At 61.0% G+C, this 24690-nt stretch carries 21 protein-coding genes; 15 read left to right on the top strand and 6 right to left on the bottom strand.

Annotation, left to right across the window (positions count from 1 at the left end; genetic code table 11):
* Positions 1-23 precede the first annotated feature (23 nt).
* From ABW043_RS15925 to ABW043_RS15900, 6 genes are all read left to right on the top strand, one after another.
* Positions 24-1115 carry a LacI family DNA-binding transcriptional regulator gene (locus tag ABW043_RS15925; protein ID WP_353922183.1) on the top strand — a complete coding sequence of 364 codons (1092 nt, stop codon included), beginning with the start codon at positions 24-26 and terminating at the stop codon, positions 1113-1115.
* A gap of 85 nt (positions 1116-1200) precedes the next feature.
* Positions 1201-2139: an ABC transporter substrate-binding protein gene (locus ABW043_RS15920; protein WP_353922182.1), complete on the top strand. Its 939-nt coding sequence runs from the start codon at positions 1201-1203 to the stop codon at positions 2137-2139.
* A gap of 67 nt (positions 2140-2206) precedes the next feature.
* Positions 2207-3730 (top strand): sugar ABC transporter ATP-binding protein, encoded by a 1524-nt coding sequence (locus ABW043_RS15915; RefSeq protein ID WP_353922181.1) that lies wholly within the window; start codon positions 2207-2209, stop codon positions 3728-3730.
* On the top strand, positions 3727-4761 hold the full coding sequence (locus tag ABW043_RS15910; RefSeq protein WP_353922180.1) for an ABC transporter permease subunit: 1035 nt from the start codon (positions 3727-3729) through the stop codon (positions 4759-4761). Before ABW043_RS15915 ends, ABW043_RS15910 begins: the two co-directional genes overlap by 4 nt.
* Before the next feature lie 34 nt (positions 4762-4795).
* Positions 4796-6142, top strand: a complete 1347-nt coding sequence (locus tag ABW043_RS15905) for a hypothetical protein (protein ID WP_353922179.1) — start codon at positions 4796-4798, stop codon at positions 6140-6142.
* A gap of 216 nt (positions 6143-6358) precedes the next feature.
* Positions 6359-6916 (top strand): hypothetical protein, encoded by a 558-nt coding sequence (locus ABW043_RS15900; RefSeq protein ID WP_353922178.1) that lies wholly within the window; start codon positions 6359-6361, stop codon positions 6914-6916.
* 133 nt (positions 6917-7049) lie between these two features.
* On the opposite strand, the gene ABW043_RS15895 is transcribed toward ABW043_RS15900, so the two are convergent.
* Positions 7050-7805 (bottom strand): DeoR/GlpR family DNA-binding transcription regulator, encoded by a 756-nt coding sequence (locus ABW043_RS15895; protein ID WP_353922177.1) that lies wholly within the window; start codon positions 7803-7805, stop codon positions 7050-7052.
* Between the two features lie 89 nt (positions 7806-7894).
* On the opposite strand from ABW043_RS15895, the gene ABW043_RS15890 reads away from it, so the two are divergent.
* Positions 7895-9058 carry an MFS transporter gene (locus ABW043_RS15890; RefSeq protein ID WP_353922176.1) on the top strand — a complete coding sequence of 388 codons (1164 nt, stop codon included), beginning with the start codon at positions 7895-7897 and terminating at the stop codon, positions 9056-9058.
* A gap of 142 nt (positions 9059-9200) precedes the next feature.
* Here the strand turns inward: ABW043_RS15890 and nudI are convergent, their stop codons facing one another.
* From nudI to dgoD, 4 genes are all read right to left on the bottom strand, one after another.
* Positions 9201-9629 (bottom strand): nucleoside triphosphatase NudI, encoded by a 429-nt coding sequence (nudI, locus tag ABW043_RS15885; protein ID WP_353922175.1) that lies wholly within the window; start codon positions 9627-9629, stop codon positions 9201-9203.
* Positions 9630-9694: 65 nt separating this feature from the next.
* Positions 9695-10426: a FadR/GntR family transcriptional regulator gene (locus ABW043_RS15880; RefSeq protein ID WP_353922174.1), complete on the bottom strand. Its 732-nt coding sequence runs from the start codon at positions 10424-10426 to the stop codon at positions 9695-9697.
* 59 nt (positions 10427-10485) lie between these two features.
* Complete coding sequence (locus ABW043_RS15875) at positions 10486-11247, bottom strand: SDR family oxidoreductase (RefSeq protein WP_353922173.1); 762 nt, start codon at positions 11245-11247, stop codon at positions 10486-10488.
* A 2-nt stretch (positions 11248-11249) separates the two neighbouring features.
* Entirely contained in the window at positions 11250-12422 is a 1173-nt protein-coding gene (dgoD, locus tag ABW043_RS15870; protein WP_353922172.1) for a galactonate dehydratase, read from the bottom strand.
* Positions 12423-12547: 125 nt separating this feature from the next.
* Here dgoD and ABW043_RS15865 point away from each other — a divergent pair, with 125 nt between their 5' ends.
* The 8 genes from ABW043_RS15865 to ABW043_RS15830 all read left to right on the top strand — a co-directional run bounded on the left by ABW043_RS15865 (position 12548) and on the right by ABW043_RS15830 (position 23767).
* The gene (locus ABW043_RS15865; protein WP_353922171.1) at positions 12548-13465 is read left to right on the top strand and encodes a carbohydrate ABC transporter permease; all 918 of its coding nucleotides are present in this window, start codon (positions 12548-12550) and stop codon (positions 13463-13465) included.
* Positions 13462-14304: a carbohydrate ABC transporter permease gene (locus ABW043_RS15860; RefSeq protein ID WP_353922170.1), complete on the top strand. Its 843-nt coding sequence runs from the start codon at positions 13462-13464 to the stop codon at positions 14302-14304. Before ABW043_RS15865 ends, ABW043_RS15860 begins: the two co-directional genes overlap by 4 nt.
* A gap of 50 nt (positions 14305-14354) precedes the next feature.
* Positions 14355-15635 carry an ABC transporter substrate-binding protein gene (locus tag ABW043_RS15855; protein WP_353922169.1) on the top strand — a complete coding sequence of 427 codons (1281 nt, stop codon included), beginning with the start codon at positions 14355-14357 and terminating at the stop codon, positions 15633-15635.
* Between the two features lie 69 nt (positions 15636-15704).
* Positions 15705-18413 carry a DUF8487 domain-containing protein gene (locus ABW043_RS15850; protein WP_353922168.1) on the top strand — a complete coding sequence of 903 codons (2709 nt, stop codon included), beginning with the start codon at positions 15705-15707 and terminating at the stop codon, positions 18411-18413.
* The gene (locus ABW043_RS15845) at positions 18410-19468 is read left to right on the top strand and encodes an ABC transporter ATP-binding protein (protein WP_353922167.1); all 1059 of its coding nucleotides are present in this window, start codon (positions 18410-18412) and stop codon (positions 19466-19468) included. The genes ABW043_RS15850 and ABW043_RS15845 overlap by 4 nt, the downstream gene beginning before the upstream one ends.
* Positions 19469-19845: 377 nt before the next feature.
* Positions 19846-21027, top strand: a complete 1182-nt coding sequence (locus ABW043_RS15840) for a phosphoserine transaminase (RefSeq protein WP_353922166.1) — start codon at positions 19846-19848, stop codon at positions 21025-21027.
* A 90-nt stretch (positions 21028-21117) separates the two neighbouring features.
* On the top strand, positions 21118-22701 hold the full coding sequence (gene serA / locus ABW043_RS15835) for a phosphoglycerate dehydrogenase (protein WP_353922165.1): 1584 nt from the start codon (positions 21118-21120) through the stop codon (positions 22699-22701).
* Positions 22702-22837: 136 nt separating this feature from the next.
* The gene (locus tag ABW043_RS15830) at positions 22838-23767 is read left to right on the top strand and encodes an aldo/keto reductase (protein WP_353922164.1); all 930 of its coding nucleotides are present in this window, start codon (positions 22838-22840) and stop codon (positions 23765-23767) included.
* Positions 23768-23774: 7 nt separating this feature from the next.
* Here ABW043_RS15830 and ABW043_RS15825 read toward each other — a convergent pair.
* A partial coding sequence (locus ABW043_RS15825; protein WP_353922163.1) for a DMT family transporter occupies positions 23775-24690 on the bottom strand: 916 nt, incomplete at its 5' end.

Here is a 24690-nt window from a genome sequence, read left to right as displayed (position 1 = left end):
TAAACGTTTAGGCGAGTCTATAAATGGACCGCCGGGAGGATTTTGTGGCGCGCCCGACGATACGCGACATCAGCAAGTTGACGGGTCTTTCGACCTATACAATCTCGCAGGCGCTGCGGGGCGCCGAGGGTGTGTCGGACGACAGCCGCGCGCGCGTCCTCGCCGCTGCAAATGACATCGGCTACATCCCCAATCGCGCCGCGCAGGACCTGCGCCGCACCAACCGGGACTCGGTCGGCCTCATCACCGCCAGCACCTCCAACTCGTACTATCTCGATCTCATCGGTGGCATCCAGAGCATGGTGCAGTCGCTGGCCTGGACCGTCATCATCGCTGACGTCGCGGTTGATGGTCATTACGATCCGGCTCAGGAAGATCGCACCGTTCGTCGCCTGATCGAGGCGCGCGTGGCCGGCGTCATTTCGACCCTGACCCTACGCAAGGAAAACACCGACCTGTTGTCCAAGTGGGACATTCCGGTGGTGTTCGTCGACTCTTCGGCGCCTGCCGAAGCGCCCGACCTGCCCAGCGTCACGACCGACAACTATCAGGCCAGCATGCTCGTCGGCGACCATCTGGCGGGCCATGGCTACAAGCATTGGCTGTTCCTCGCCTATCCCGCCATATGGTCGACCCGCGTCGAGCGCGAGCATGGCCTGCGCGATGCCGCGGCAAATGCCGGGGCGGTCCTGACCGTCGTCGAAAGCGCCAATGACGCGGTCTCGGCCGCTCAGGCGCTGAAGGCCCACCTCGATACGTCGGGGCAGCTTCCGGATGTGCTCATCGCCGGTAACAACCCGATGCTGCTCGGCGCTCTCGAGCATTTTCGGCTGCGTGGCCTCAGCGTCCCGAATGACATTGCCGTCGTCGGCTATGACGAATTCGCCTGGTCCAACCTCATCCAACCACCTCTGACGCTTCTCAATGAGCGAAGCGGAGAGATTGGCCAGGAGGCAGCGAGAACCCTGTCCGAGATAGTGCTAGCGCAGGATGCCTCTGAAAAGCGCGGAGAAGGCAGCGTTCCTGTCTATCGCCCCGAGCATCAGAAACAGGTCGGCGCCGAGCTGATCGTACGCCAGTCCTGTGGCTGTGCGCATGGCAGGCCTAGTACCTAGCAATTTTCGAAACCGCCAGCTTTAGGCGGCAGCAACGCGCAAGTCGGTCCGCGCATTGAGAAGGACCGAGAACGGAGGACCCTAAATGAAAACCAAAACGTTTAGCATGATCGCACTTTCGGCTCTGGCTCTCGCTGCAGGCCTAGTGCCGACAGTCGCCCAGGATGCACCAGCCAAGATCGAGCAGATCGGCCTGATGGTTCAGGACATGTCGAACCCCTTCTTTGCCGCCATGGAAAAGGGCGCAAAGGAAGCGGCAGCTGAAATCGGCGCAACGCTCAACACCCAGGACGCTCAGCTCGACCTCGCCAACCAGAACACGCAGATCGACGCCTTCATCCAGCAGGGTGTTGATCTCATCGTGATCTCGGCCGTCGACCAGGCCGGTATTGCTCCGGCCATCGAACGCGCCAAGGCCGCCGGCATCATCGTCATGGCCGTCGACACCCCTGCCGTCGGCGCCGATGCGGTGTTCCAGACCAATGCGGTGCAGGCTGGCGAAGTCTCGTGCACGTATCTCTTCGACCAGATGGGCGGCAAGGGCGAGGTCCTGCTCGTCGATGGTACCCCGATCCAGACCATCATCGACCGCATCACTGGCTGCAAGAACGTCGCCGCCAACTATCCCGACATCAAGATCGTCGGCCAGCAGGCATCGCGCAATGACCGTGCATCGGGCATGTCCGTCACCACCGACATGTTGACCGCTCACCCCGACGTCACCGGTATCTTCGGCATGAACGATCCCTCGGCTCTCGGCGCTGTGCTGGCTGTCGAACAGGCCGGCAAGTCCTCGCAGATCAAGGTTACCGGCGTCGATGGCAGCCCGGAGGCAGTGCAGGAGCTCAACCGTGAGGGTTCGCCTTTCATCGGTACTGCCACCCAGAACCCCGGCGAAATGGTGCGCCAGGCGGTCAAGGCAGCCGTCACCATCACTGAAGGCCAGGCCCTGACCGAAACCAACGTGCTGATCCCCAGCGTTCTGGTTACGCGCGACAACGTCGCCGAGTATCCCGGCTGGTAAGTCCCTCGTACCAGCCGAACGGCCGGAGCGTTCTCCCCGCTCCGGCCACCCTTTCAAGGAGGCCGAAATGGACAAGCCATTGCTGGAGCTGAGCGGCATTACCAAACGCTTTGGTGCCACGCTCGCCCTTAACGACGTTCGTCTCGACCTCCGGGCCGGCGAAGTCCACGCGCTCATGGGTGAGAACGGGGCCGGCAAATCGACGTTGATGAAAATCCTGTCGGGAAACATTCAACGTGACGCGGGATCGATATTGATCGATGGCCAGCCGGTCGAAATCCGTACACCGCGCGACGCGCGCGCCCAGGGCATCGCTATCATCCATCAGGAACTCAACACCGTTCCGGCCATGACCGTGGCCGAAAACCTGTCGCTCGGCCAGGAGCCTCGCAACCGCTTTGGCATGCTCGACCGCGGTCGCGTGCTGCGCGACGCTCGCGAGAAGCTGGCGCGCATCCATGCCGACATCGACCCCACAAAGCCGCTTGGTTCGCTCGGCATCGGCATGCAGCAAATGGTCGAGATCGCGCGTGCCGTCAGCGAAAACGCGCGCGTGCTAGTGCTCGACGAGCCCACGGCGGCGCTATCGCGCGCCGAGGCGCAGGAGCTTTATGCCGTCGTCAATCGCATGCGCGCTGAAGGGGTGGGACTCATCTATATTTCCCATCGCATGGAAGAGGTCTGGCAATTGGCGGACCGCATCACCGTCTTCCGTGATGGCGGCTATGTCGGCACCGGCACCCGCGGTGAAATGAGCGAAGCCGACGTCGTCCGCATGATGGTTGGTCGTTCCATCGGCGATCTCTACCGCCATGACCCGCGCGCTCCCGGAGAGGTGGTGCTCGATGTAAAGGACATCCAGGCCACAGGGCTCGGACCCGCGAGTTTCCAGGTCCGCGCTGGCGAAGTCGTCAGCATGTCCGGCCTTGTCGGCTCCGGCCGCACCGAACTTGCGCGGCTGGTTTTTGGCGCCGATCGACGCAGTGGTGGCAAGGTGCTGGTCAATGGCCGGCCGAGCAACCCGGCCGATCCGTCCAAAGCCATCGCCGACGGTCTCGCCATGGTTCCCGAAGACCGCAAGGGGCAGGGCCTCTTCCTTGACCACAGCGTCGAGCGCAACATCTCCATCTCGTCGCTTGATCAATTCGTGTCCGGCGAAGTTGTCCGGGATGGCGCAGTTCGCAAGGCTGTCCTCGAGCAGATGGAGCGCCTTAGGCTGCGCAAGAATGCGATCGACCTGCCAACGCGCGCCCTTTCCGGCGGTAATCAGCAGAAAGCCGCACTCGCGCGCTGGCTGTTGCGGGACTCTCCCGTGATGATCCTCGATGAGCCAACGCGCGGCGTCGATATCGGCGCCAAACGCGAAATATATGAACTCATCGATGCCCTGGCGCGAGCCGGCAAGGCGATCCTCGTCATTTCATCCGACCTGCCTGAAGCCATCGGCATCGCTGATCGCGTGCTGGTCGTGCGTGGTGGCCGGATCGTCAAAGAGCTGCAGGCCCATGAGGCCAGCGAAGAAAATGTCATGCGATACGCGGTAGGCGCGGGCGCAAATCACCAGACCTCCAACCCGGGAACCCAGCCATGAACGCTAGTCCTGAACCGGTCGCCGAGGCGGCAGTGACCAAGCAACGCAATCAGTTCGACTTCGCCTGGTGGTGGGATCGTGTCGGCATCCTGATGGTGCTGATACTGCTCGTCGTGCTGATGTCCATCTTCGCGCCAAACTTCAATCGCGTCGATAACCTCCTCAACATCGCCCGCTCCATCTCGGTCAATGCGATCCTCGCGGCCGGATTAACCTTTGTCATTCTCACCGGGGGCATTGATCTCTCGGTCGGCTCCATCGTCGCGGTCTCGGGCGTAGTTGCCGTGATCGCCGCCATTGAGGGCGTGCCGGCTCCCGTGGCCGTCGTTATCGGCATGGCGGTTGGCGGCGCCTGCGGGCTCGTCAATGGCGTGCTCACGGCCTATCTCGCCCTGGCGCCATTCATCGTCACATTGGGCACAATGACCTTCTTGCGGGGCCTCGCCTATACCATCACCAATGGCCAGCCAATCGTTTCAAGCGATCTCAATTTCAAGGACTTGGGCAATGGATACCTGCTCGGCATACCGGTCCCTGTCATTGCCATGGCGGCGGTGTTCCTGGTCGCCTGGTTCGTGCTCGAGCGCACCCGCTATGGCCGCCATGTTTACGCCGTGGGCGGTAATGCCCAGGCGGCGCGCCTCGCCGGCGTCCAGGTCAATCGGATCATTCTCTCGGTCTATGTGGTTGCAGGCATTTGTGCGGGTCTTGCCGGCGTTATTTTTGCCGCGCGAGTCATCTCGGCCCAGCCGACCGCCGGCACGGGTTATGAGCTCGACGCTATCGCCGCTGTCGTTCTTGGTGGCACCAGTCTCGTCGGCGGCCGGGGACGCATCGTTGGCACCCTCATCGGCGCCGTGATCCTGGGCGTTCTGACAACGGGCCTCATCCTGCTCAATGTCCAGTTCTTCACCCAGCTCCTGATCAAGGGCGTGGTCATCATCCTCGCCGTCGCCATCGACAGTCTCAAGCAGCGGCCAGAATTGCTGTCGGTGCTGTTCGGGCGTGGCCAGGGCCCGTCCAAGGGCTGACTTCTTTTCCAAATCGCACTTTTCGAGACCCATGATGACGACTATTTCCGTCCGCGATCCGCTCGGCACCAGCCGCAAGAACGAACTCATTCGCTTTTCCGTGCCCGGCAACCACACCGAGGCCCTTTGGTGGGCGCGGGACGCCCAGGGCCAAGCCATTCTCTGCCAGCGTCTCCATGTTGGCTCATCGGAAGCCGAGACGATTTTTGCTGCGGTGGTGAGCTTTGTCGGCGAAACCAGCTTCGCGCTGGAGCGCCCCGTGGACGTGGCGGAAGCGGTCGCTGGCATCGTTGAACTGCAGGGGCGCGAGAGCGATTGCTTCGTTCGCCTCGATACCGGCGCGTTCGATCTCGAACTGTGCTCGGGCCGCGCCGAAGGGCTCGGCTCGTCCAAATGGGGCATCAAGCACTTCAAGGGTCATTTCGACGAATTTGAGCTGCTCCCCTCGGGCAACAATGCAATCGGCGGCTTCTATGGCCCCTTCTTCACGCCGGAAAACGGTCTCATCAATCCGCCCGAACACACGACTGTCGAGATCGAGACCGTCGAAAAGGGCCCGGTTCTGCACCACTACCGCATGCACGGCACCATTCCCGATGGCCTGTTGCCCGAGCTTAAGAGCAAGACCTTCTCGATCGACTGGATCTTTGCACACCAGTCTCATTCTTTCGGCCGCCGATACCGCGTCGATGACTTCCAGACCGTCATCAATGGTCGTTCGGTTACCAACAAGATCACCGTCGGCGATGAGTTCGAAGGCGGCCAGGGCAGGCTGGTGTTCGACCGTTTCGCGGCCATGGGCGGCACGCGCTACCGCTCTGGCGACCCCTACGCCGGCGAGCTGGTGGCGATGGTCGGCGAGACCGTGCAGCAGTCGAATTCGACCAGCGAAAAGTTCAACGAGTTCCGCGATCAGCTATCCGATATCGAAAGCGCGCACTGGGATCTCTACTGGCGCCTGTTCTGCAAATGGGAAGGCGTGCTGAGCGACGAGGAAATCACCGAGCGTCTCGCCAGGGTCCGCGCGGAATCGCATGTTAAGGCAGATCTGCCTGAGCGGCTTTGGCAGTTCGCCGAGGAGCCGGTCGATGTTTCCGCGGTGCCGCACGAAACCATCTTTCCCGGTCCCGCGGACAAGACGGTCGAATTCCACTCCGAAACCGGTCGCGCCATGATCTGGTGGACTTCAAGGCCTTCCGGCGCCTTCCAGATCGTGCAACGCCGTCAATCTGGCTGGGTCAATTGGGGTAGTAATGGCGAGAATGAATGCCCTGAATTACCTGTCGGTGTCGAAATCAAAACCGCCTATGGTCCCTTCGCCAGCGATTGGGAGACTGTCGCCCTGCAGCTTGAAGCTTCAATAGAGGTGATCGTTCACTGACTATGTGACATTGGCGAGTGCAGGCCGACACTTGCCTTCGCCGCCATTCACCGACTCAGCGCTGGCAAAGTCCCGGGCCCCCGGCCACGGAGTTGCCTATTGGCTTGCTAAATCCGCAAAGCTGCCGTCTGCTGCGCATGTGGCCGATTGTGTCTTTCCAAGTGTCGCGGGTTGTCAAAGATGCGGTACCGGCTCCGGCGTAGCGTTGGAGGATATATGCGTTCGCTCATTACGGCCATTTTAGTCACACTGTTACTGGTTCCTGTTGCCTTTGCGCAGTTCAACGATGGTGGCCAGACGGTTCTATTGCAGCATCCTGAGCAAGGCTCGCATATCATCTTTATGGGGCCACGAGGAAAGACATATCTCTGGTATGGCGGCAGCACAGAGGTCCTGGAGGGCCGGTACTATTCGGGCATGCAGGAGAACACTATCTGCTTCAAATATGGCGCAGACCGCTACAACCCAGTGACCGGCTTGCCTGCAGGAAGGTCCGAATGCACGGCGAGGTCGGACTTCAGCGCGTTACTGCAACAGACCATCAAAGGCGACGTATTCGACCTGGCAGGCCGTCGCGCTGCGCCGTTCGCGCTAGGACGAGGAGGGATGACGCTGGAGACAGCAGCCAGACAAGCCGGTATCAGCATTCCCGATCTTGTCATCAACACCGAGGATCTGGTTGTTCGGCCGGGCGGCGGCGGCGTTAATGTGGAAGCGCTGTGCAAGATGTACCCTGAACTGAAAGCCAACCCATATACTGCCTGTGCCGACTAAGGGCTCAGCCGCTTACCGACAGTTGCCGGTCTCCTTCCTACTCCCAGAGCGAAGTGTTGGGACCCCATTTCCGCCTTTGAGATGAAACCTAAGCGGTCGGGAACACGGACAAGGCAATTGCAGTGTGGCTGACTTAGTCAGCGGCCATATGCACCGCAATGTCGAGCTGAGCGTAGCGGGAAGTATCGGCCATACCGCTCTCCACAACGAGATGGTCGATACGCGACGGCTCGGCGATCTTGAAGGGCGCCACGGTGCCAAGCTTGTCCGCTGTCGCAGCAATCATCAGCAGGCTGCTCTGGCCGATCATGGCGCGCTTCACCTCGGCCTCGCCCGCGTCCAGTGCAGTCAACCCAATGCCGGCATCGACGCCGCATGCCCCGAGGATGAACATGTCAGCAAAAATCTGGTTTGCCTCGCGGATCGTCTGGGGCCCAAGGCACGCGCCTTTGGCCTGGTCATAAAGCCCGCCCAACACGATAACCGAGATCTTTGGGTGATGGGACAGAGCAGACGCGACACCCGGCGCATTTGTCACCACCGTCAGGCGCAGATCAGTCGGCAGAGCCTGGGCAATCGCCAGATTGGTCGAGCCGGCGTCGATGAAGATCGTCTGCCCTTCCTTCACCAAAGTGACAGCCGCGCGCGCCAGGCTCGCCTTGGCGCTTTGCTGCGAAGTCGCCCGAATGGCCAGCGCGCCGGTATCCGGCGAAGGCAAGAGGGCCCCGCCATATACGCGACGGCAAAAACCCTGCCGGGCGAGTTCCCGCAGATCGCGGCGGATGGTGTCATCGGACACGGCGAATTGCGCGGCCAGGTCATTGGCAACGACCCTGCCATTCGCCGTCAACATGTCGCGGATGCGGTCGAGCCGCTCGTCTGTCAGCATTACACGTTCTCGTTAATGCACGATCTTGCACGTTCGTGCATATTCTGCAATAGCGTCTCTGGAACGCCCATTCTTTCGGAAGCCCGCACATGTCCGCAACAGCAACCATGATTCACCATCCGATCACGGGTCGCCGCGAACAATGGGCCACGAGAGCGGTCTTCCTGGTTGCCGGGCTCGCCATGGCGGCCTGGGCGCCGCTCGTGCCCTTTGCCAAGGCCCGCGTTGGCGTCGAGGACGGTGCTCTGGGATTGTTGCTTTTGTGCCTTGGACTAGGCTCGATCGTCGCCATGCCCATCACTGGCGTCCTCGCCAGCCGTTTCGGCTGTCGGGCCATCATCGTGGCGAGTTCCATCGCGGTCGCCGTGGTGCTGCCATTCCTTGCCATTGTCGACACGGTTCCAGGCCTCGCCATCGCGTTGGCGTTGTTCGGCGCTAGCGTGGGCACCATTGACGTGGCGATGAACATTCAGGCCGTGATGGTCGAAAAGGACAGCGGCCGGAACATGATGTCCGGTTTCCACGGGCTTTTCAGTCTCGGCGGCATTGTCGGTGCTGGCGGGGTGAGCCTGCTGCTCGCCGTCGGCATCGCTCCGCTCACTGCCACGTTGGTCATCAGCGCCATGCTCGTGGTTTTGCTGATCGGCTCGTTCTCCGGACTCTTGCCTTATGGCAATCGCGAAGCCGGCAGCACCCCGCTCTTCGTCATCCCCAAGGGCATCGTGATGTTTATCGGCCTGTTGTGCTTCCTGGTCTTCCTCGGCGAGGGCGCAATTTTGGACTGGAGCGCGCTTTTCCTCATCAATACCCACCAGGTCGATCCGATGCAGGCAGGCTTTGGCTACACCATGTTCGCTATCGCCATGACCTTTGGACGTCTCACCGGAGACGCCATCGTCAAAACCCTGGGCGGCCTGAAAGTGGTCGTGGGCGGCGGCATTGTCGCTGCCGCCGGTTTCCTGCTGGCCGTGTTTGCACCCGTCCAGCCGCTCGCTTTTGCCGGCTTCCTGCTGGTCGGCATCGGCGCCTCAAATATTGTTCCGGTGCTTTTCACCGCAGCCGGTAACCAGACCCGCATGCCGGCCAGCCTCGCCGTCGCTGCGATCACGACCCTGGGCTATGCTGGCATTCTCGTGGGGCCCGCAGCCATTGGCTTCGTCGCCCAGCACTGGAGCCTCAGCACGGCCTTCGTTCTGGTTGCTGCAGGCCTGGTTTTCGTGGCTGTCAGTTGGCCATTGGCGTCACGGCGTTGATGGCCATCGACGGGCCGCCGCTCTTCGCCCTATGTGAAGCACAAATAGGAAGGGCAGCCGCCTCGTTAGGCCGACAGCTACGACGGCCTCTCGTTTTGCCATCCAAGCCCGAGCATGAGCCGAAATCGGGCGGCCTTATGAATTAGGTCAGCAGGCCCCGAAGCTTCAGCGTGATCCGCGTAGCGGCATTCAATTCGAACGCGGCAAAGTCTGCAGGCTTGACCCACGCGAAGCTGTCGAATTCGTCGTTTATAACCACGTCACGGTTTGACGCTTCGCAATCAAAGATCAGGTAGATCATATAGATCTGCTCTGTGGTGCCATCGGGATATGTCTTGGTCCTGACGTCATCGCGAAAGGTCCATGGTTCGACTTTGTCGATCACCAGGCGCTCGCCGAGCTCTTCTCGGATCTCTCGACGCAGTCCCTCTTCAATGGTTTCGCCTGCCTCAAGGCCGCCGCCAGAAAGGGCCCATTGTCCTGGAAAGACGCCACGATCCGTGGGCATTCGCACCAGCAAATACTCGCCATTGTTCTGAATCAGGGGACATACGATCGTTCGTTGACGCATAGAATTCTCCTTCGCGCCAATGTGCTGTCACCGCATTCTCTGGGCAAGGGAAGACTTCAGACTATTCAAAGGCTGGATTGGCCGATCCCAAGATCGACAATGGCGATATTGAGCAGTCTTGCCATCGAGGCATAGGCGCCTTCGCTGTCGCGCAGCCGGATGCGTTCGATCACCTCGCCATGATTGGGCAGTGATGCGCCTGGTTCTCGGGCCCGGGAAATCGTCAGCCGGAAGGAATAGGCCAGCGCTGCCCCGATCGTATTGGACAATTGCTGGAAAACGATATTGCCGCTGGCGCGCAGGAGCGCCGTGTGAAAATCGATATCGGCCTTGTTGAAGGCCTCAAAATCCTGGGCGGCCTTGAACCGGCCCATACGCGCAAAGGCGTCTTCGAGAGGCGCGATATCGCCCGCAGAGGCCCTGAGTGCCGCAAAGCGCGCTGCCGCCGGCTCGATCACCTGCCGCGCCTCGATGAGGCTCAGCACCAGTTCGGCGCTGGGATGGAGTTCCATCGACCAGGCCAGCACATCTGGATCGAGCAGGTTCCAGTCTTCGCGCGGCCGCACCAGCGTGCCGGTGCGCGGCCGTGTCGTTACCATGCCCTTGCTGTCGAGTACCTTGACCGCTTCACGGATGGCGCTGCGGCTGACATTGAAACTGAGGCACAGGTCCGGTTCGGGCGGCAGGGCTGAGCCGGGGGCAAACTCGCTGCTGAGGATACGCTGGGCGAGCGTCTTGACCACATGCCGGTGCACGCGCGGCTTGAGCATGGGTTTGGCGGTTTCGACCAGGGTCACTCGTTGGGTCCTTTTCGGGCATCCAAGGCTTAGCAGGCGCTGCCCCGCCGCGCCACGCTTCACTCGTGGTAGAGCACCGAGCGTCCACCATCGATGGCGATGGAGGTGGCATTGATGAAGGGGGCCTCGTCGCTGGCGAGGAACACGGCGGTCATCGCCACTTCCTCGGGCTTGCCGATGCGTTTTGGCGGGTGCAGGTCATAGGTGCGCTGCCGCTCTGCCGCCGGGTCGGCAAAACCATTCCAGTATTCGACCGCGAGATCGGTCTCGATATAGCCCGGCGCGATGGCGTTCACGCGGATATTGCGCGCCGCATACTCGATCCCCAGCGCCCGTGTCAGGCCCAGCAGGCCGTGCTTGGCCACCGGATAGGGAAAGGTGCCAGGAATGATGGTGGAGCTGTGCGAGGAGGCGATATTGACGACGCTCCCCCCTGTGCCTTCCAGCATGCTCGGCAGCACCGCGCGGCACATGCGCCACACTCCTTCAAGATCGACGGCCATACAGCGCTGCCATTCGGCGTCGCTGGTCTCGAGAGGATCGTGAAAAACGTTGATGCCGGCATTGTTGACCAGCGTATCGATCCGGCCGCTGCGCAGAAGCACGATGGCGAGCATCGCATCGACCGATTTCTGGTCGGTGACGTCGGTCTCAACGAAATGGGCGCGATCGCCCAACCGGGCCGCCGTGGCAGAGCCGGTCGTCACATCGCGTTCGGCGATGAAAACGGTGGCGCCCTCGCGCACAAACGCTTCGGCGATGGCCGCGCCAATGCCGCGTCCTGCGCCGGTGATAATGGCGATCTTGTCCTTGAGCCGCATGTCTACCAGTCCACTACCGTACCGTCGGGCATCACCGCATTCTGGGTGTGCAACACTTCCTGCACATAGGGGTGTTTTGCGCATTCCGCTTCGTCAACGACGATACCAAGCCCCGGCGCATCCGGCACCTGCCAGAAACCATCCACCATGCGGATAGGGCCCTGCACCACATCAAAGTACCAGGGCACGGCACCAACCATCTCTTCCTGGATGACGTGATTGGGCGTCGACACCGCAAAGTGCAGCGCCGCGACGCCGGCGATCGGCCCCAGCGGGTTATGCGGCGCCACGCCAATGCCCAGCGTTTCTGCCCGCGCTGCCACCTTCTTGGCTTCGAGCAGGCCGCCGCAATGGCAGATATCGGGCTGCACGATGTCGATTGCGCCGGTAGCAAACAGCGCTTCAAACTCGCCGCGGTCGATCAACCGTTCGCCCGTCGCGAGCGGAATGCTGGTTTTTTCGGCGAGCCGCTTTAGGCTCTGGAAATCTGCTGGCGGCACCGGCTCTTCCACGAACATCGGCCGGCCTGCTGCCAGCGCTTCGATATAGGCAAGAGCTGCGCCCGCGGAGGCTGGTCGTCCATGGAAATCGACCATGATTTCCACCTCATCGCCAACGGCGGCGCGCATGGCCTCCATCATCCGCGCCACCTTGTCTACCTGCGGCAGCGGGGCGTGATAGTGCGTATAGGGGATGAACACGGCCTTGAAGGCGCGATAGCCGCTCTCGACCACCTCGCGCGCCCGCTCCACCAGCGGCTCCAGCGAATCCGTCTCGTAGACCGCCCGCATGTCGCCCATGCCGAGATGGGTATAGACCCCGACCTTGTCGCGCACCTGGCCACCGAGCAGGCGCCACACCGGCACATCGAGATGTTTTCCCAGGATGTCCCAGAGTGCCAGTTCGATCCCCGACACCGCGCTCATGCCGATAGCCCCTAGCCGCCAGAAGCTTTGCTTGGTCATGACCCGTACGGCCTGTTCGATGTCTCTGGGATCGCGACCGATCAGCAGCGGCGCGAGATCGTCGATGGCTCCGACCACGGCGCGGGTTTTCCACTCCAGCGTAGCCTCGCCCCAGCCGAAAAGGCCCGGCTCGTCGGTCTCCACCTTCACGAACACCCAGTTCCGCATTTCGGCATTGACCACGCGGGTCGAGATGGTCGTGATCTTCAATGGAACACCTATAAATCAGATGATTAAACGCTAGATGCGTCTTCACTATCGGTCAAGCGCAAGAATCCTGCTTGACACCTTGTTCAAACATCAGATTATTAAATTGCATAAAACGGAGGATACGCATGGCCCTCGGCCGCGCTGGCAAGACCCTGCATCGCATGCGCCGCGACAATGCCTTCTATCTGGCAGTCGCGCCGTTCCTCGCGATCTTCCTGGTCTTCTCGGTCTTTCCCGTCATCTTCTCGCTCTATCTCGGCTTCAATCGCTGGGACGGGTTCAGCGATCCGCAATGGGTCGGGTTCGAGAACTATGCCCGTGCCCTGCGCGATCCGGTGTTCCAGAAGGCGATCTGGAACACGGTCTATATGTGGTTCTGGTCCACCGTCCTCACCGTGCTTCTGGCACTGGCGATCTCGGTGCTGATCAATGACTACGTTTCCTTCGGCAAGAGCTATTTCCGCATGGTCTTTCTCTTGCCCCTGCTTGTGGCCCCGGCCATCGCCGCCATCGTCCTGCGCATGTTCTTCTCGGCCAATGGCGGCATCGTCAATCTGCTCTCCGGCGCCATCAGCGGCACACCGAGTTATTTCGACTGGTTGGGTTCGGAGGCCTGGATAAAGCCGCTGGTCGTGCTGCTCGTCATCTGGCGCTGGACCGGGTGGTACATCATCATTTTCATGGCGGCGCTGCAGTCCATCCCGCGCGATATCTATGAGGCTGCGCGTATGGATGGGGTGGGACGCTGGGCCATTTTCAGCCGCATCACGCTGCCCCTGCTGCTTCCGGCCATAGCCTTCGCCACCATCACCGCCACGCTTGGTGGTCTACAGATGTTCGACGAGCCCTATGTGCTGACGCAGGGCCTCGGCGGCACCAACAATTCGGCGACGACACTCGGCATGTATCTCTTTGCCACGGCATTCACCCGGCTCAATTTCGGACTTGGCTCTGCCGTCTCCTGGTACATCTTCGCCGCCGTCGTCGTGCTCACCCTGGTCTACCAGGCCAGCCTCAAGCGTTTGCGGGGAGACGGCGCATGATCGGGTCTTTGCGCAATAGCGAGAAGCGGTTCAACCTTCTCATCACCCTCGTACTCTTTGCCTTGAGCATCTTCTTCATCCTGCCCCTTTACTGGACGGCGGTCTTTGCCACCCGCACGCTCAACGAGGTTTTCCAGTTCCCCCCGCCGCTCTGGTTCGGCGACAATATCGTGCAGAATTACAGGAACATCGAAGCGGTGTTCCCGCCCTTCCGCCCGATCATCAATTCGCTCATCGTGGCCGTGCCAAAGACAATTGGCCTGGTGCTGGTCAGCGCACTCGCCGGCTATGGCCTCTCCCGCTATACCCGCGCGCCCGGGCACAAGGCGGTGCTGATCGTCACCTTCGCGACGCTCTTCTTCCCGCCTTCGCTGGCGCTGATCCCCTTTTTCCTGCAGATGAATGCGCTGGGCTGGCTCAATACCTATTGGCCCCTGATCGTGCCGGCGCTGGCCTCAGGCTTCGGTGTCGTCTGGATGTACACCTATATCGGCTCCACCGTGCCCAAGGAGCTTTACGAGGCCGCCGAAATGGACGGCGCCAAGGGCATTGCGACCTTCTTCTTCGTGGTTCTGCCCATCATCCGTCCAGGCCTTGCCGCGCTCTCGGTCTGGACCCTGATCAGCACCTGGAACGACTTCCAGATCCCGCTCGTCGTCATCAGCGATGGCAGCAAATTCACCGTGCCGCTGGCCCTGACCACGCTTTCGACCACGCATTATTCCGACATGCCGGCCGTCATGCTCGCGACCCTGATGGGCCTCGTGCCCGTCTTCATCCTGTTCGCCCTGTTGAGCCGCCAGTTCATCGCCGGCCTCACGGCCGGTTCCGTCAAATGACCCAAATTGCCGCGGGGAGCGGCAAGCATCTGCAAAACGGAGGATTTGCAATGAAGACCATTCTGAAAGGCCTCGCCGCCCTGGCGCTGGCCGGCGCCGCCAGTCTGCCGGCTCTCGCGCAGGAGGCGCCCGATACCAGTATTTCGGGCACCATCAGTGTGCTGACCTGGCCCAATAACGATCGTACATTCCAGGCGCTGTTGCCCGCGTTTAACGCCGCCTATCCCAATATCACCGTCAATGTGCAAGGCATTCCCCAGGCCAATAATGGCTACCTCAATGCCGTGCAGCGCGCCATGCTGGCCGGTAGCGGCACGGATGTCGCCATGATCGAGATCGGCATGATGGCGCTGCTGCGCGACAAGCCGCAATGGGTCGATCTCAGCCAGGCGCCCTACAATGCTGGTGAGTTCATCAATGACTTTGCCGGCTTCACGGTCGCCAATGTGACCTTGCCCGATGGCAAGATCGCGGCGCTGCCCAAGCATACCGGCCCCGGCGGCATGTTCTACCGCTCCGACATTTTTGCGGAGGCAGGCCTGCCCACGACGCCTGCCGAGGTCGGCGCCCTCTTTGCCGATTGGGATGCCTTCATCACCGAAGGCCAGAAGCTGGTCATTCCCAACGAGCGTTGGGTGATTGGCAATGGCGAGGAAATCGTTCGCGCCATGATGGCCCAGGCCGGCGTCAGCTATTTCAGCGCCGATGGTAAGTTCAACATTGATGACCCGATCTTCAAGACTGCGCTCGAAAAGGTCAAGCAAGCCGCAGATGCCGGCATGATCTCGCCCTTCACGGCCTGGAGCCCGGAATGGCAGGGTGCCTTCCAGCGCGGCCAGTTGGCAACCGCTCTTTATGGCAACTGGTTCGGTGGCCTCCTCAAGCGCGCCTATGCAGCCGACCAGTCCGGCAAGTGGGCCGTCACCCAGGTCCCCGGCGTCGATGGCAAGCGCTCGTTCAATTCGGGTGGCGATTATATCGGCATCCTCGAAGGCTCGCAGAACAAGGAAGCCGCCTGGGCCTTTATCCATTGGGTCGTCACCAATGAGGAAAGCCTCAAGCAGCAGTACCAGAACGACGACCTCTATCCCGCCTTCACACCTGCCGGCACGTCCGAGTGGATCAACTTTGCCGATCCCTACTATGGCGGGCAGAACGTCAATGAGGTTTTCGCCCCTGTTCAGGCCGAAATGACCCCGTTCACCCTCAATGCTCTCGACCCGGTGGCTGCGACCGCCATGGGCACAGCGATCAACAACGTCGCCCGCGGCGTCCAGAGTGTTGATGAAGCTCTTGCTGCCGTGAAGGCCGAAGTCGAAGCTCAGATGTAAGTCCGGGCGGAGCGGGTTTCGATCCGCTCCGCTTCCGCCACCTCGTCCACACGAATATCGAGATCAGCCATGCTCACTTCCATCCCGCTCGAAGGCGAATGGGCCTTTGCACTCGACCTGGAAAGCCGGGGCGAAGCCGAGCAATGGTTCAAGTCCAACCTCAACGACACTATCCATCTGCCCGGCAGTGTCGACGAGGCGAAGAAGACCCCAGTCTCGACCTTCCGCACCATGGCCCATCTCAGCCGCCGTAATCCCTATGTGGGCAAAGCCTGGTACGCCAAAACCTTCGACGTGCCCGAGGGGATGGACGACCACTATTTCCACATCGCCCTCGAGCGCCCGCATGGCGAGGTCAATATCTGGGTCGATGACTACAAGCTCGGCCGCGACGAAAGCCTGTCCACGTCCGTCCGCATGCTGATCGGCAAGCTGAAACCCGGTCCGCACAAGATCGTCATGATGATCGACAACGCCCGCTTCGAGGCAGTGGGCGAGGCCATCATTCGCGACCACGCTCTCATGGGCGATGTCGCCCATTCCAAGACCGAGCACACCCAGACCAACTGGAACGGCGTCGTCGGCTATCTGCGCATAGAGGCCGCCCGCGCCTCTATCGCCCGTGTCGATATCCACGCCCTCAGCCGTGATGTTACTATCGATGTCGAGCTCGATGCTTTTGACCCCGATATTCGTTTCCCCACCTACTGGACCGGCCAACACCAGGATGAGCTTGTCTTTTCCATTCGCATATCGGGCCAGAATGCTACGGTCGATGTCAGCAGTCTGCTAACAATAGACAGCGCTTTCACCACCCATTCCCAGCAAGTGCGCCTCCCCGATTCCGCCGCGCTTTGGGATGAGTTCGACCCAATCGTCCATCATCTCACCGTCGAATGGCGCCGCGACGGCATCGTGCAGGATCGTCTCGAAACCACGTTTGGCATCCGCACCTTCGCGCGGGATGGTCGCCATCTCAAACTCAACAACCGCACGGTTTTCCTGCGCGGCACGCTCGAATGCGCCATCTTTCCGCTAACCGGCTACCCGCCCACCGATCACGCCGGCTGGGAAAAAGTCTTCGGTACGGCAAAGGCTTACGGCCTCAACCACATTCGCTATCATTCCTGGTGCCCACCCAAGGCCGCCTTCGAGGTCGCCGATCGCCTGGGACTTCTGCTGCATATCGAAACCCCAGTCTGGCCCGTCCTCGGCGCCGATCCGGCCCTTGATCGCTATATTCATGCCGAGGCCGAGCGCATCGTTCGCGACTATGGCAACCACCCCAGTTTCGTCATGCTTTGCGTCGGCAACGAGGTGAACGGCCGCGGCCTCCACGCCTTCCTCGAGCGCTTCATCGACAAGTGGAAAAACAAAGACGATAGAAGGGTTTATACTGGTGGTTCCGGCTGGCCGACGGTCAAGCGCGCCGACTATATTTCCAAGCCCGAACCCCGCAACCAGCGCTGGGGTGAGGGCCTCGACGGCCGCCTCAATGCCCGCGCGCTCGAAACCCGGACCGACTGGTCCGAATGGGTCGCCTCCGTCGATATGGCCATGGTCAGCCACGAGATCGGCCAGTGGTGCGTCTATCCCGATCTCGAGGAGATCGCCAAATACACAGGCGTGCTCGAAGCCCGTAACTTCTTGATGATCAAGGAGGATCTGGAAGCAAAGGGTCTCGGCCATCTCGCGCGCGATTATCTCCTTGCCAGCGGCACCCTCCAGACCCAGCTCTATAAGGAAGAGATGGAGGCCGCCCTTCGCACTCTCGATATGGCCGGTGTCCAACTCCTTGGCCTGCAAGACTTTTCTGGCCAGGGCACCGCTCTCGTTGGCGTCGTTGATGCCTTCTGGGATGAAAAGCCTTACGTCACACCGGCCCAGTTCCGCGAATTCTGCGCCCCGATTGTCCCGCTTCTTCGCGCGGACCGCTTCGTGATCGTCGCCGGCGATACCTTTTCGGCCGATGTCGATGTCTCCGTATTCACTGCTCAAGATATTGAAAGCGCAGTAATTTCCTGGGAGCTTCGGGAAACGGATGGTACCGTCGCGCGGTCCGGAACGCTACCGTCCTCCCGTCTCGTCACAGGCATCCTAAATCATCTCGGTGTTCTCGAAATCGACACAACCGGGCTGACGGATGCTGCCCGATACGAACTGGTCCTCTCTGTCGATGGCACGGATTACCGCAATCGCTGGAACGTGTGGGTCATGCCCCAGGCACGCGAAATTGTTGAGCTGCCAGTTGTTTCCAATCTCGACGCCGAGACACTCGATCGTCTTGCCGCGGGCGAAACACTGATATTCACGCCCGATCCGGATACGCTAAAACCCAATTCCATTCTCGGCCACACCGCTGCCTTCTGGAATACGCTCTGGACCGACGGTCAGGCCCCGCACACGCTGGGTCTCCTGATCGACACCGGGCATCCGCTGTTCACTCATTTCCCCGCCGATACCCATACCGACTGGCATTGGTGGGAACTCACCCATCAACGTCGCGCCTTTGACGCGAAAGGCCTGAAACAACAGGCGCTTGTGCGTGTCGTCGATGACTGGAACAGCAACCGCGACCTTGTCCTTTGCGCCGAGCTGCGCGTGGGCGCGGGCAGACTTATCCTCGTGGGCTTTGACCTGAGCGATAATCTCGGCGAGCGGCACGTGGCCAGAGGTTTCAGGGCAGCTCTCGCCGACTATCTGGCCGGCGAACCTGTCAAAGCTCCGGAGGTGAGCCGAACCGAACTTGAACACTGGTGGCAAGGAGTTCGCCAATGAGCGCCATCGAGCTATCCGGCGTCCAAAAAGCCTATGGCGTCACCAAGGTGATCCACGGCGTCGATCTCAGCATCGAAAAAGGCGAGTTTGTCGTCTTCGTCGGCCCCTCAGGCTGCGGCAAGTCCACTTTATTGCGCATGATTGCGGGGCTGGAGGACATTACCGAGGGCGTCGTTTCGCTCGACGGCACCGCGGTCAATGACCTCGAACCAGCCCGCCGCGGCCTTGCCATGGTCTTTCAGTCCTATGCGCTTTACCCGCATATGACCGTCGCCGGGAACATGAGTTTCGGGTTGCGGATGACCGGCACATCCAAGGCCGAAACGGATCGCCGCGTCGCCGAAGCCGCCGCGATCCTGCAGCTCGAACCGCTGCTCAAACGCAAGCCGAGCCAGCTTTCCGGCGGACAGCGTCAACGCGTCGCCATCGGCCGCGCCATCGTGCGTCAGCCCAAGGCCTTCCTCTTCGATGAGCCTTTGTCCAATCTCGATGCCGAACTACGCGTTGCCATGCGCGTGGAAATATCCAAGTTGCATCAACAGCTTGGAACGACGATGGTCTATGTGACCCACGATCAGGTGGAGGCCATGACGCTTGCGGACCGCATCGTCGTGCTGCGCGCCGGTCGCATCGAACAGGTCGGCAGGCCCACCGAACTCTATGAAAACCCGGACAATGTTTTCGTCGCCGGCTTCATCGGCTCGCCACGCATGAACCTGCTCAGTGGAACGAGCGACGGGACCAGTGTTTCGGTCGCTGGAACGTCCTTTTCGCCCAAACTGACCTCACCCTTGCCAATCGGCCCCGTCACGGTCGGCCTGCGTCCTGAGCACTTCTTGCAGCCGCAAGGCGAGCTGGTGCAATTCTCGCTTCTGGTCGACGTCGTCGAAAACCTCGGCGCCTCATCAATCGCACACTGCAAAACCAGCGATGGTCAGGAACTCGTCGTCGAACAGCGCGGTAGTGAGCGGGCCGCGAACGGCCAAGCTGTTCAGGCAAGCGCCCCGTTGGCACAGGCGCTGATCTTCAACGATCAAGGCAGCCGCCTGCGATAGTTAGCTCTCGACACCAGAATTTACGCTTACGCCAAAGCAAACGGAAACGACGGAGGGCCAGTCTTGCTCCAGTCGCGCCCGGAGCCAAAGGACATATCAGCGTCAAGAATAGGTGGCAGCTACGTCGTCACGCAGGAATGGAAGAAGGCAAGGAAGCATGCCTGACGGGCTTTGCAAATCAGGAATTGATGATCCGCGCTCGCACAGCTGAAGTGCCTGCATACGGTCTTGCGCGGGGGCTGGCGCTGACCTCTAAGCGACCGCTGATTTGAGACAGCTCCTGTTCCCCATTGACGTAAATTCCGCCCGGGGGTATCTCGGTCCTCAGGACACCTCGCCCTAACGCGAGGCGCATAGGCCTGGGAGGGCCGCTTGAGATGGCTGATACGCCCCTGACCGCACCGGCGGTGAAACCGGCAAACCCCAATTTTTCGTCGGGTCCTTGTGCCAAACGTCCAGGCTGGACGGTTGAAGCGCTTGCTGGCGCGCTCACCGGTCGTTCGCACCGCGCCAAGCCCGCCAAGGCGCGCATTCAGCAGGCCATCGACCTGACCCGCGAACTGCTCGAAGTTCCGGCCGATTATCGCATCGGCATCGTTCCTGCCTCCGACACGGGCGCGGTCGAAATGTTCCTCTGGAGCGCGCTGGGCGCTCGGGGCGTCGACATGCTCGCGTGGGAATCGTTCGGCGCCGGCTGGGTCACCGATGTGCAGAAGCAATTGAAGCTTCCAGACGTTCGCGTGCTCGATGCTCCCTATGGCGAACTGCCGGATCTGAGCCAGGTCGATTTCAACCGCGACGTGGTTTTCACCTGGAACGGCACGACTTCGGGCGTGCGCGTGCCGAATGCGGACTGGATCCCGGCGAACCGCGAAGGCCTGACCATTTGCGACGCGACCTCGGCCGCGTTCGCGCAGAAGCTTGATTTTGCAAAACTCGACGTCGTCACCTTCTCCTGGCAGAAGGCGCTGGGCGGTGAGGCTGCGCACGGCATTCTGATCCTCTCGCCGCGCGCCGTCGAACGTCTCGAAACCTTCAAGCCCGACCGTCCGCTGCCGAAGATCTTCCGCATGACCAAGGGCGGCAAGCTCATCGAAGGCATCTTCAAGGCCGAAACGATCAACACCGTCTCGATGATCTGCATCGAAGACGCGATCGATGCCATGCAGTGGGGCCTGCAAGTTGGCGGCCTCAAGGCGATGCAGGCGCGTGCCGATGCCAATTTCAAGGTGCTGGCCGACTGGGTGGAAAACACCGCCTGGGTCGATTTCCTCGCCAAGAATGCCGACCAGCGTTCCAATACCTCGGTCTGCCTATCGATCACCGATCCCGACATCGTTGCACTCGATGATGAAGGTCAGGCCGCGTTCGCCAAGGCCATCGTTGCCCGTCTCGACAAGCTTGGCGTTGGCTATGACTTCGGCTCCTACAAGGACGCTCCGGCGGGCCTGCGCATCTGGGCTGGTTCGACCATTGAAGCATCCGACCTTGCGGCCCTGACCCCGTGGCTGGACTGGGCTTTCGCCCAGGAAAAGGCCGCGCTCAAGGCTGCTGCCTGAATTTTGGCCCCGCCACGCGGCGGGGCACTCCCCCACATTCTCGCGGCGCTGATTGACCTGCTGCCGCACCCAAATTGGAAAAAGCCCAAAATGCCAAAAGTTCTCGTTTCGGATAAGCTCAGCCCAACCGCCGTCCAGATCTTCAAGGACAATGGCGTCGAGGTGGATTACCTGCCCGATCTCGGCAAGGACAAGGAAAAGTTCCTTGAAGCCATCGGCCAGTATGATGGCCTCGCCATCCGTTCGGCTTCGAAGGTCACCGAGAAGATCATCGCCGCGGCAACCAATCTGAAGGTCATCGGCCGCGCTGGCATCGGTGTCGACAATGTCGATATTCCGGCTGCGACCAAGAAGGGCATCATCGTGATGAATACGCCCTTCGGCAATTCGATCACGACGGCCGAACACGCCATCGCCATGATGTTCGCGCTGGCCCGTCAGTTGCCGGAAGCCGATGCTTCGACCCGCGCTTCGAAGTGGGAAAAGAACCGCTTCATGGGCGTCGAAGTCACCAACAAGACGCTTGGCCTGATCGGCGCCGGCAATATCGGTTCGATCGTTGCAGATCGTGCCGTCGGCCTCCGCATGAAGGTCATTGCCTTCGATCCGTTCCTCACCCCGGAACGCGCCCAGACGCTAGGTGTCGAAAAGGTCGAACTGGATGATCTGCTGGCCCGCGCCGATTTCATCACGCTGCACACGCCGCTGATTGACGCGACCCGCAATATTCTCAATGCCGAAAACCTCGCCAAGACCAAGAAGGGCGTGCGCATCATCAATTGCGCCCGTGGCGGTCTCATCGATGAAGAGGCGCTCTATAATGCGCTGAAGTCGGGCCATGTCGCCGGCGCCGCGCTCGACGTGTTCCTCGTCGAACCGGCCGAGAACAATCCGCTGTTCGACCTGCCCAACGTCATCTGCACCCCGCACCTTGGCGCCTCGACCACCGAAGCCCAGGAAAACGTCGCGCTGCAGGTTGCCGAGCAGATTTCGGCCTACCTCATGACCGGCGAAATCACCAATGCGCTCAACTTCCCGTCGATTTCGGCGGAAGAAGCTCCGATCATCACCCCTTGGGTGAAACTGTCGGAAGCGCTTGGCTCCTTTGCCGGCCAGCTCACCGAAACCGGCATCAAGGGCATTTCGATCGAGTTTGAAGGCACCCCGGCCGGCCTCAACGTCAAGCCGATGATCGCTGCTGCCATCAATGGCGTGCTCAAGCCCTCGCTGGGCGACATCAACATGGTTTCGGCGCCGCAGATCGCCAAGGATCGCGGCATCACCGTCGAAACCACGACCCGCGACCAGCAGGGGGCCTATGAGGGCTATGTCCGCCTGACCATCACCACCGAGCGCCAGACCCGCGCGGTGGCCGGTACGATCTTTGCCAATGGCAAGTCGCGCATCATCCAGGTCAAGGACATCAACATGGAAGCCGAACTCTCGCCGTCCATGCTCTATGTCACCAACGAGGACAAGCCGGGCCATATCGGTCGCCTCGGCACGCTGCTTGGCACGCTCGGCATCAATATTGCCAATTTCAACCTCGGCCGTGCCGATGTTGGTGGCGATGCCATCGCGCTCGTTTCCATCGATGGCACGCTGACGGAAGAGCAGCTCGGCGAGATCGCCGCGCTCGAAGGCGTCAAGCAAGCCAAGGCCGTTCGCTTCTGATTTCTGCAAAATTATTGACAATTGCCCCGCTGGTTCACGCCGGCGGGGCTTTCTTTTTGGGGGTAGGGCGCGGTAGTGTCGCGTCGTTCCCCTTGCGCCGCCCTGTCGGCGCCATCCCCAAAATTCCGAGGTTCTCATGAAGACCTTCAAGGTGCCCCACACCGATCTCACTGTGTCGAGCGTTGTGCTTGGCCTGATGCGTATTGCCAAGATGAGCAATGCCGAAATTCAAGCGCTGTTCGGCGCGGCCGTCGATGCCGGCGTTACCGTGTTCGACCATGCCGATATCTATGGCGGCGAGCATCACCGCTGCGAGGAGCGGTTCGGCGAGGCGATCACCCTGTCCGCTGTCGAGCGCGAAAAGATCCTGATCCAGAGCAAGGTCGGTATTCGCAAGGGCTATTTCGATTTCTCGTCCGAGCACATCCTGCAGACGGTCGATGAATCCCTAGCCGCGCTCCGCACCGATTATCTCGATGTGCTGCTGCTGCACCGCCCGGATACCCTGGTCGAGCCCGAAGATGTCGCTGCGGCCTTTGACAAGCTCGCCGCTTCCGGCAAGGTGCGCCATTTCGGCGTTTCCAACCACACGCCGGGCCAGATCGAGGTGCTGAAGACCGCCGTCAAGCAGCCGCTGCTGTTCAACCAGGTCCAGCTCAGCGTCACCCATGCCAATCTCTTCGCGCAGGGCGTTGCGGCCAATATGAATGGCCTCGACCAGTCGATCAGCCGTGACAATGGCCTCCTCGATTATTCGCGTCTCAAAGGCATGATGCTGCAAGCCTGGTCGCCCTTCCAGAAGGGCTTTTTCGATGGTGTCTTCGTTGGGGATCGCGAGGACTTCCCGGAACTCAACGATGCGCTCGATGAACTGGCGGAAAAGTATGGCGTGACGCCGACGGGTATCGCCGTCGCCTGGATCACACGCCATCCGGCCAATGTGCAGGTCGTCCTCGGCACGACAAAACCGTCGCGCGTCGAGGAATGCGCCGCCGGTTCCTCCGTGCCGCTGACGCGCGAAGAGTGGTATCGCCTCTTCCGCACCGCGGGCCACACGCTGCCGTAAATTGACCTCAGGCGGCGCGTCTGCGCGCCGCCCACTCAGCCAACACGATGCCAATAATGATGATTGTCGCTGCGAGGAAGTGATAGCCCTCAAGGGTCTCGCCGAGGATCAGCACCGAGCCTAACGTCCCGAACACCGGGATGAGATTGTGGCTTGGCGCCGCACGGTTGGGGCCGACGAGTTCGACGCCGCGCGCATAGGCGATCTGGCTGAACATTGATGGCAGGGTCGCGACATAGGCGATGACCAGCCAGACTGTGGGTGAGGCATGCGCGAGGGTCGCGAACTCTGCCATGCCGCCGCCGAAGACGAGCTGCATGAGGACGCTGGTGAGCGCCGCGCCGGAAAAGGACACCGCCATAAAGGTCAGCATGTGCACCTTGGGCCGGAAGCGCAGGGCGAGCGTGTAGGCGGTATAGGCAAGGCAAGCGAGAATGACGAAACCGTCGCCGAGATTGACGTCCATGCGCAGCAGACGCAGCGGATCGCCATGCGTTGCGGTCAGGATCACCCCAAAGATCGCCAGCAGCACGCCAAAAATCTGCAGGAGATTGGCGCGCACCCGGAAAAACAGAAAGTTTGCACCGAGAATCAGCATCGGCAGCGAGGCCTGCTCGATGGCTGAGTTGACCGCCGTGGTCATGGTCAGGCCGATATAGAGCAAGATGTTGAACAGCGCATAGCCGATGATGCCGAAGGTCATCAGCACCGGCCAACTGCGCTTCACCTCTGCCCAATCATTGCGCAAGTGCTTGTATGCAAAAGGTAAAATGAACAGGGTTGCCAGTACGCAGCGGCAGGCGAGCAGCAGGAAGGGGCTGATTTCGCCCACGACCAGTTTTGCCGCAACGACATTGCCGCCCCAGAAAAGCGGCGCCAGCACGAGCAAAAGATAGGGCTGATCGAGAATACCGGCGGAAATG

It is taken from the genome of Devosia sp., assembly GCF_040509215.1.
GTDB lineage: Bacteria > Pseudomonadota > Alphaproteobacteria > Rhizobiales > Devosiaceae > Devosia.
This window is presented reverse-complemented; position numbering and strand designations above follow the sequence as displayed.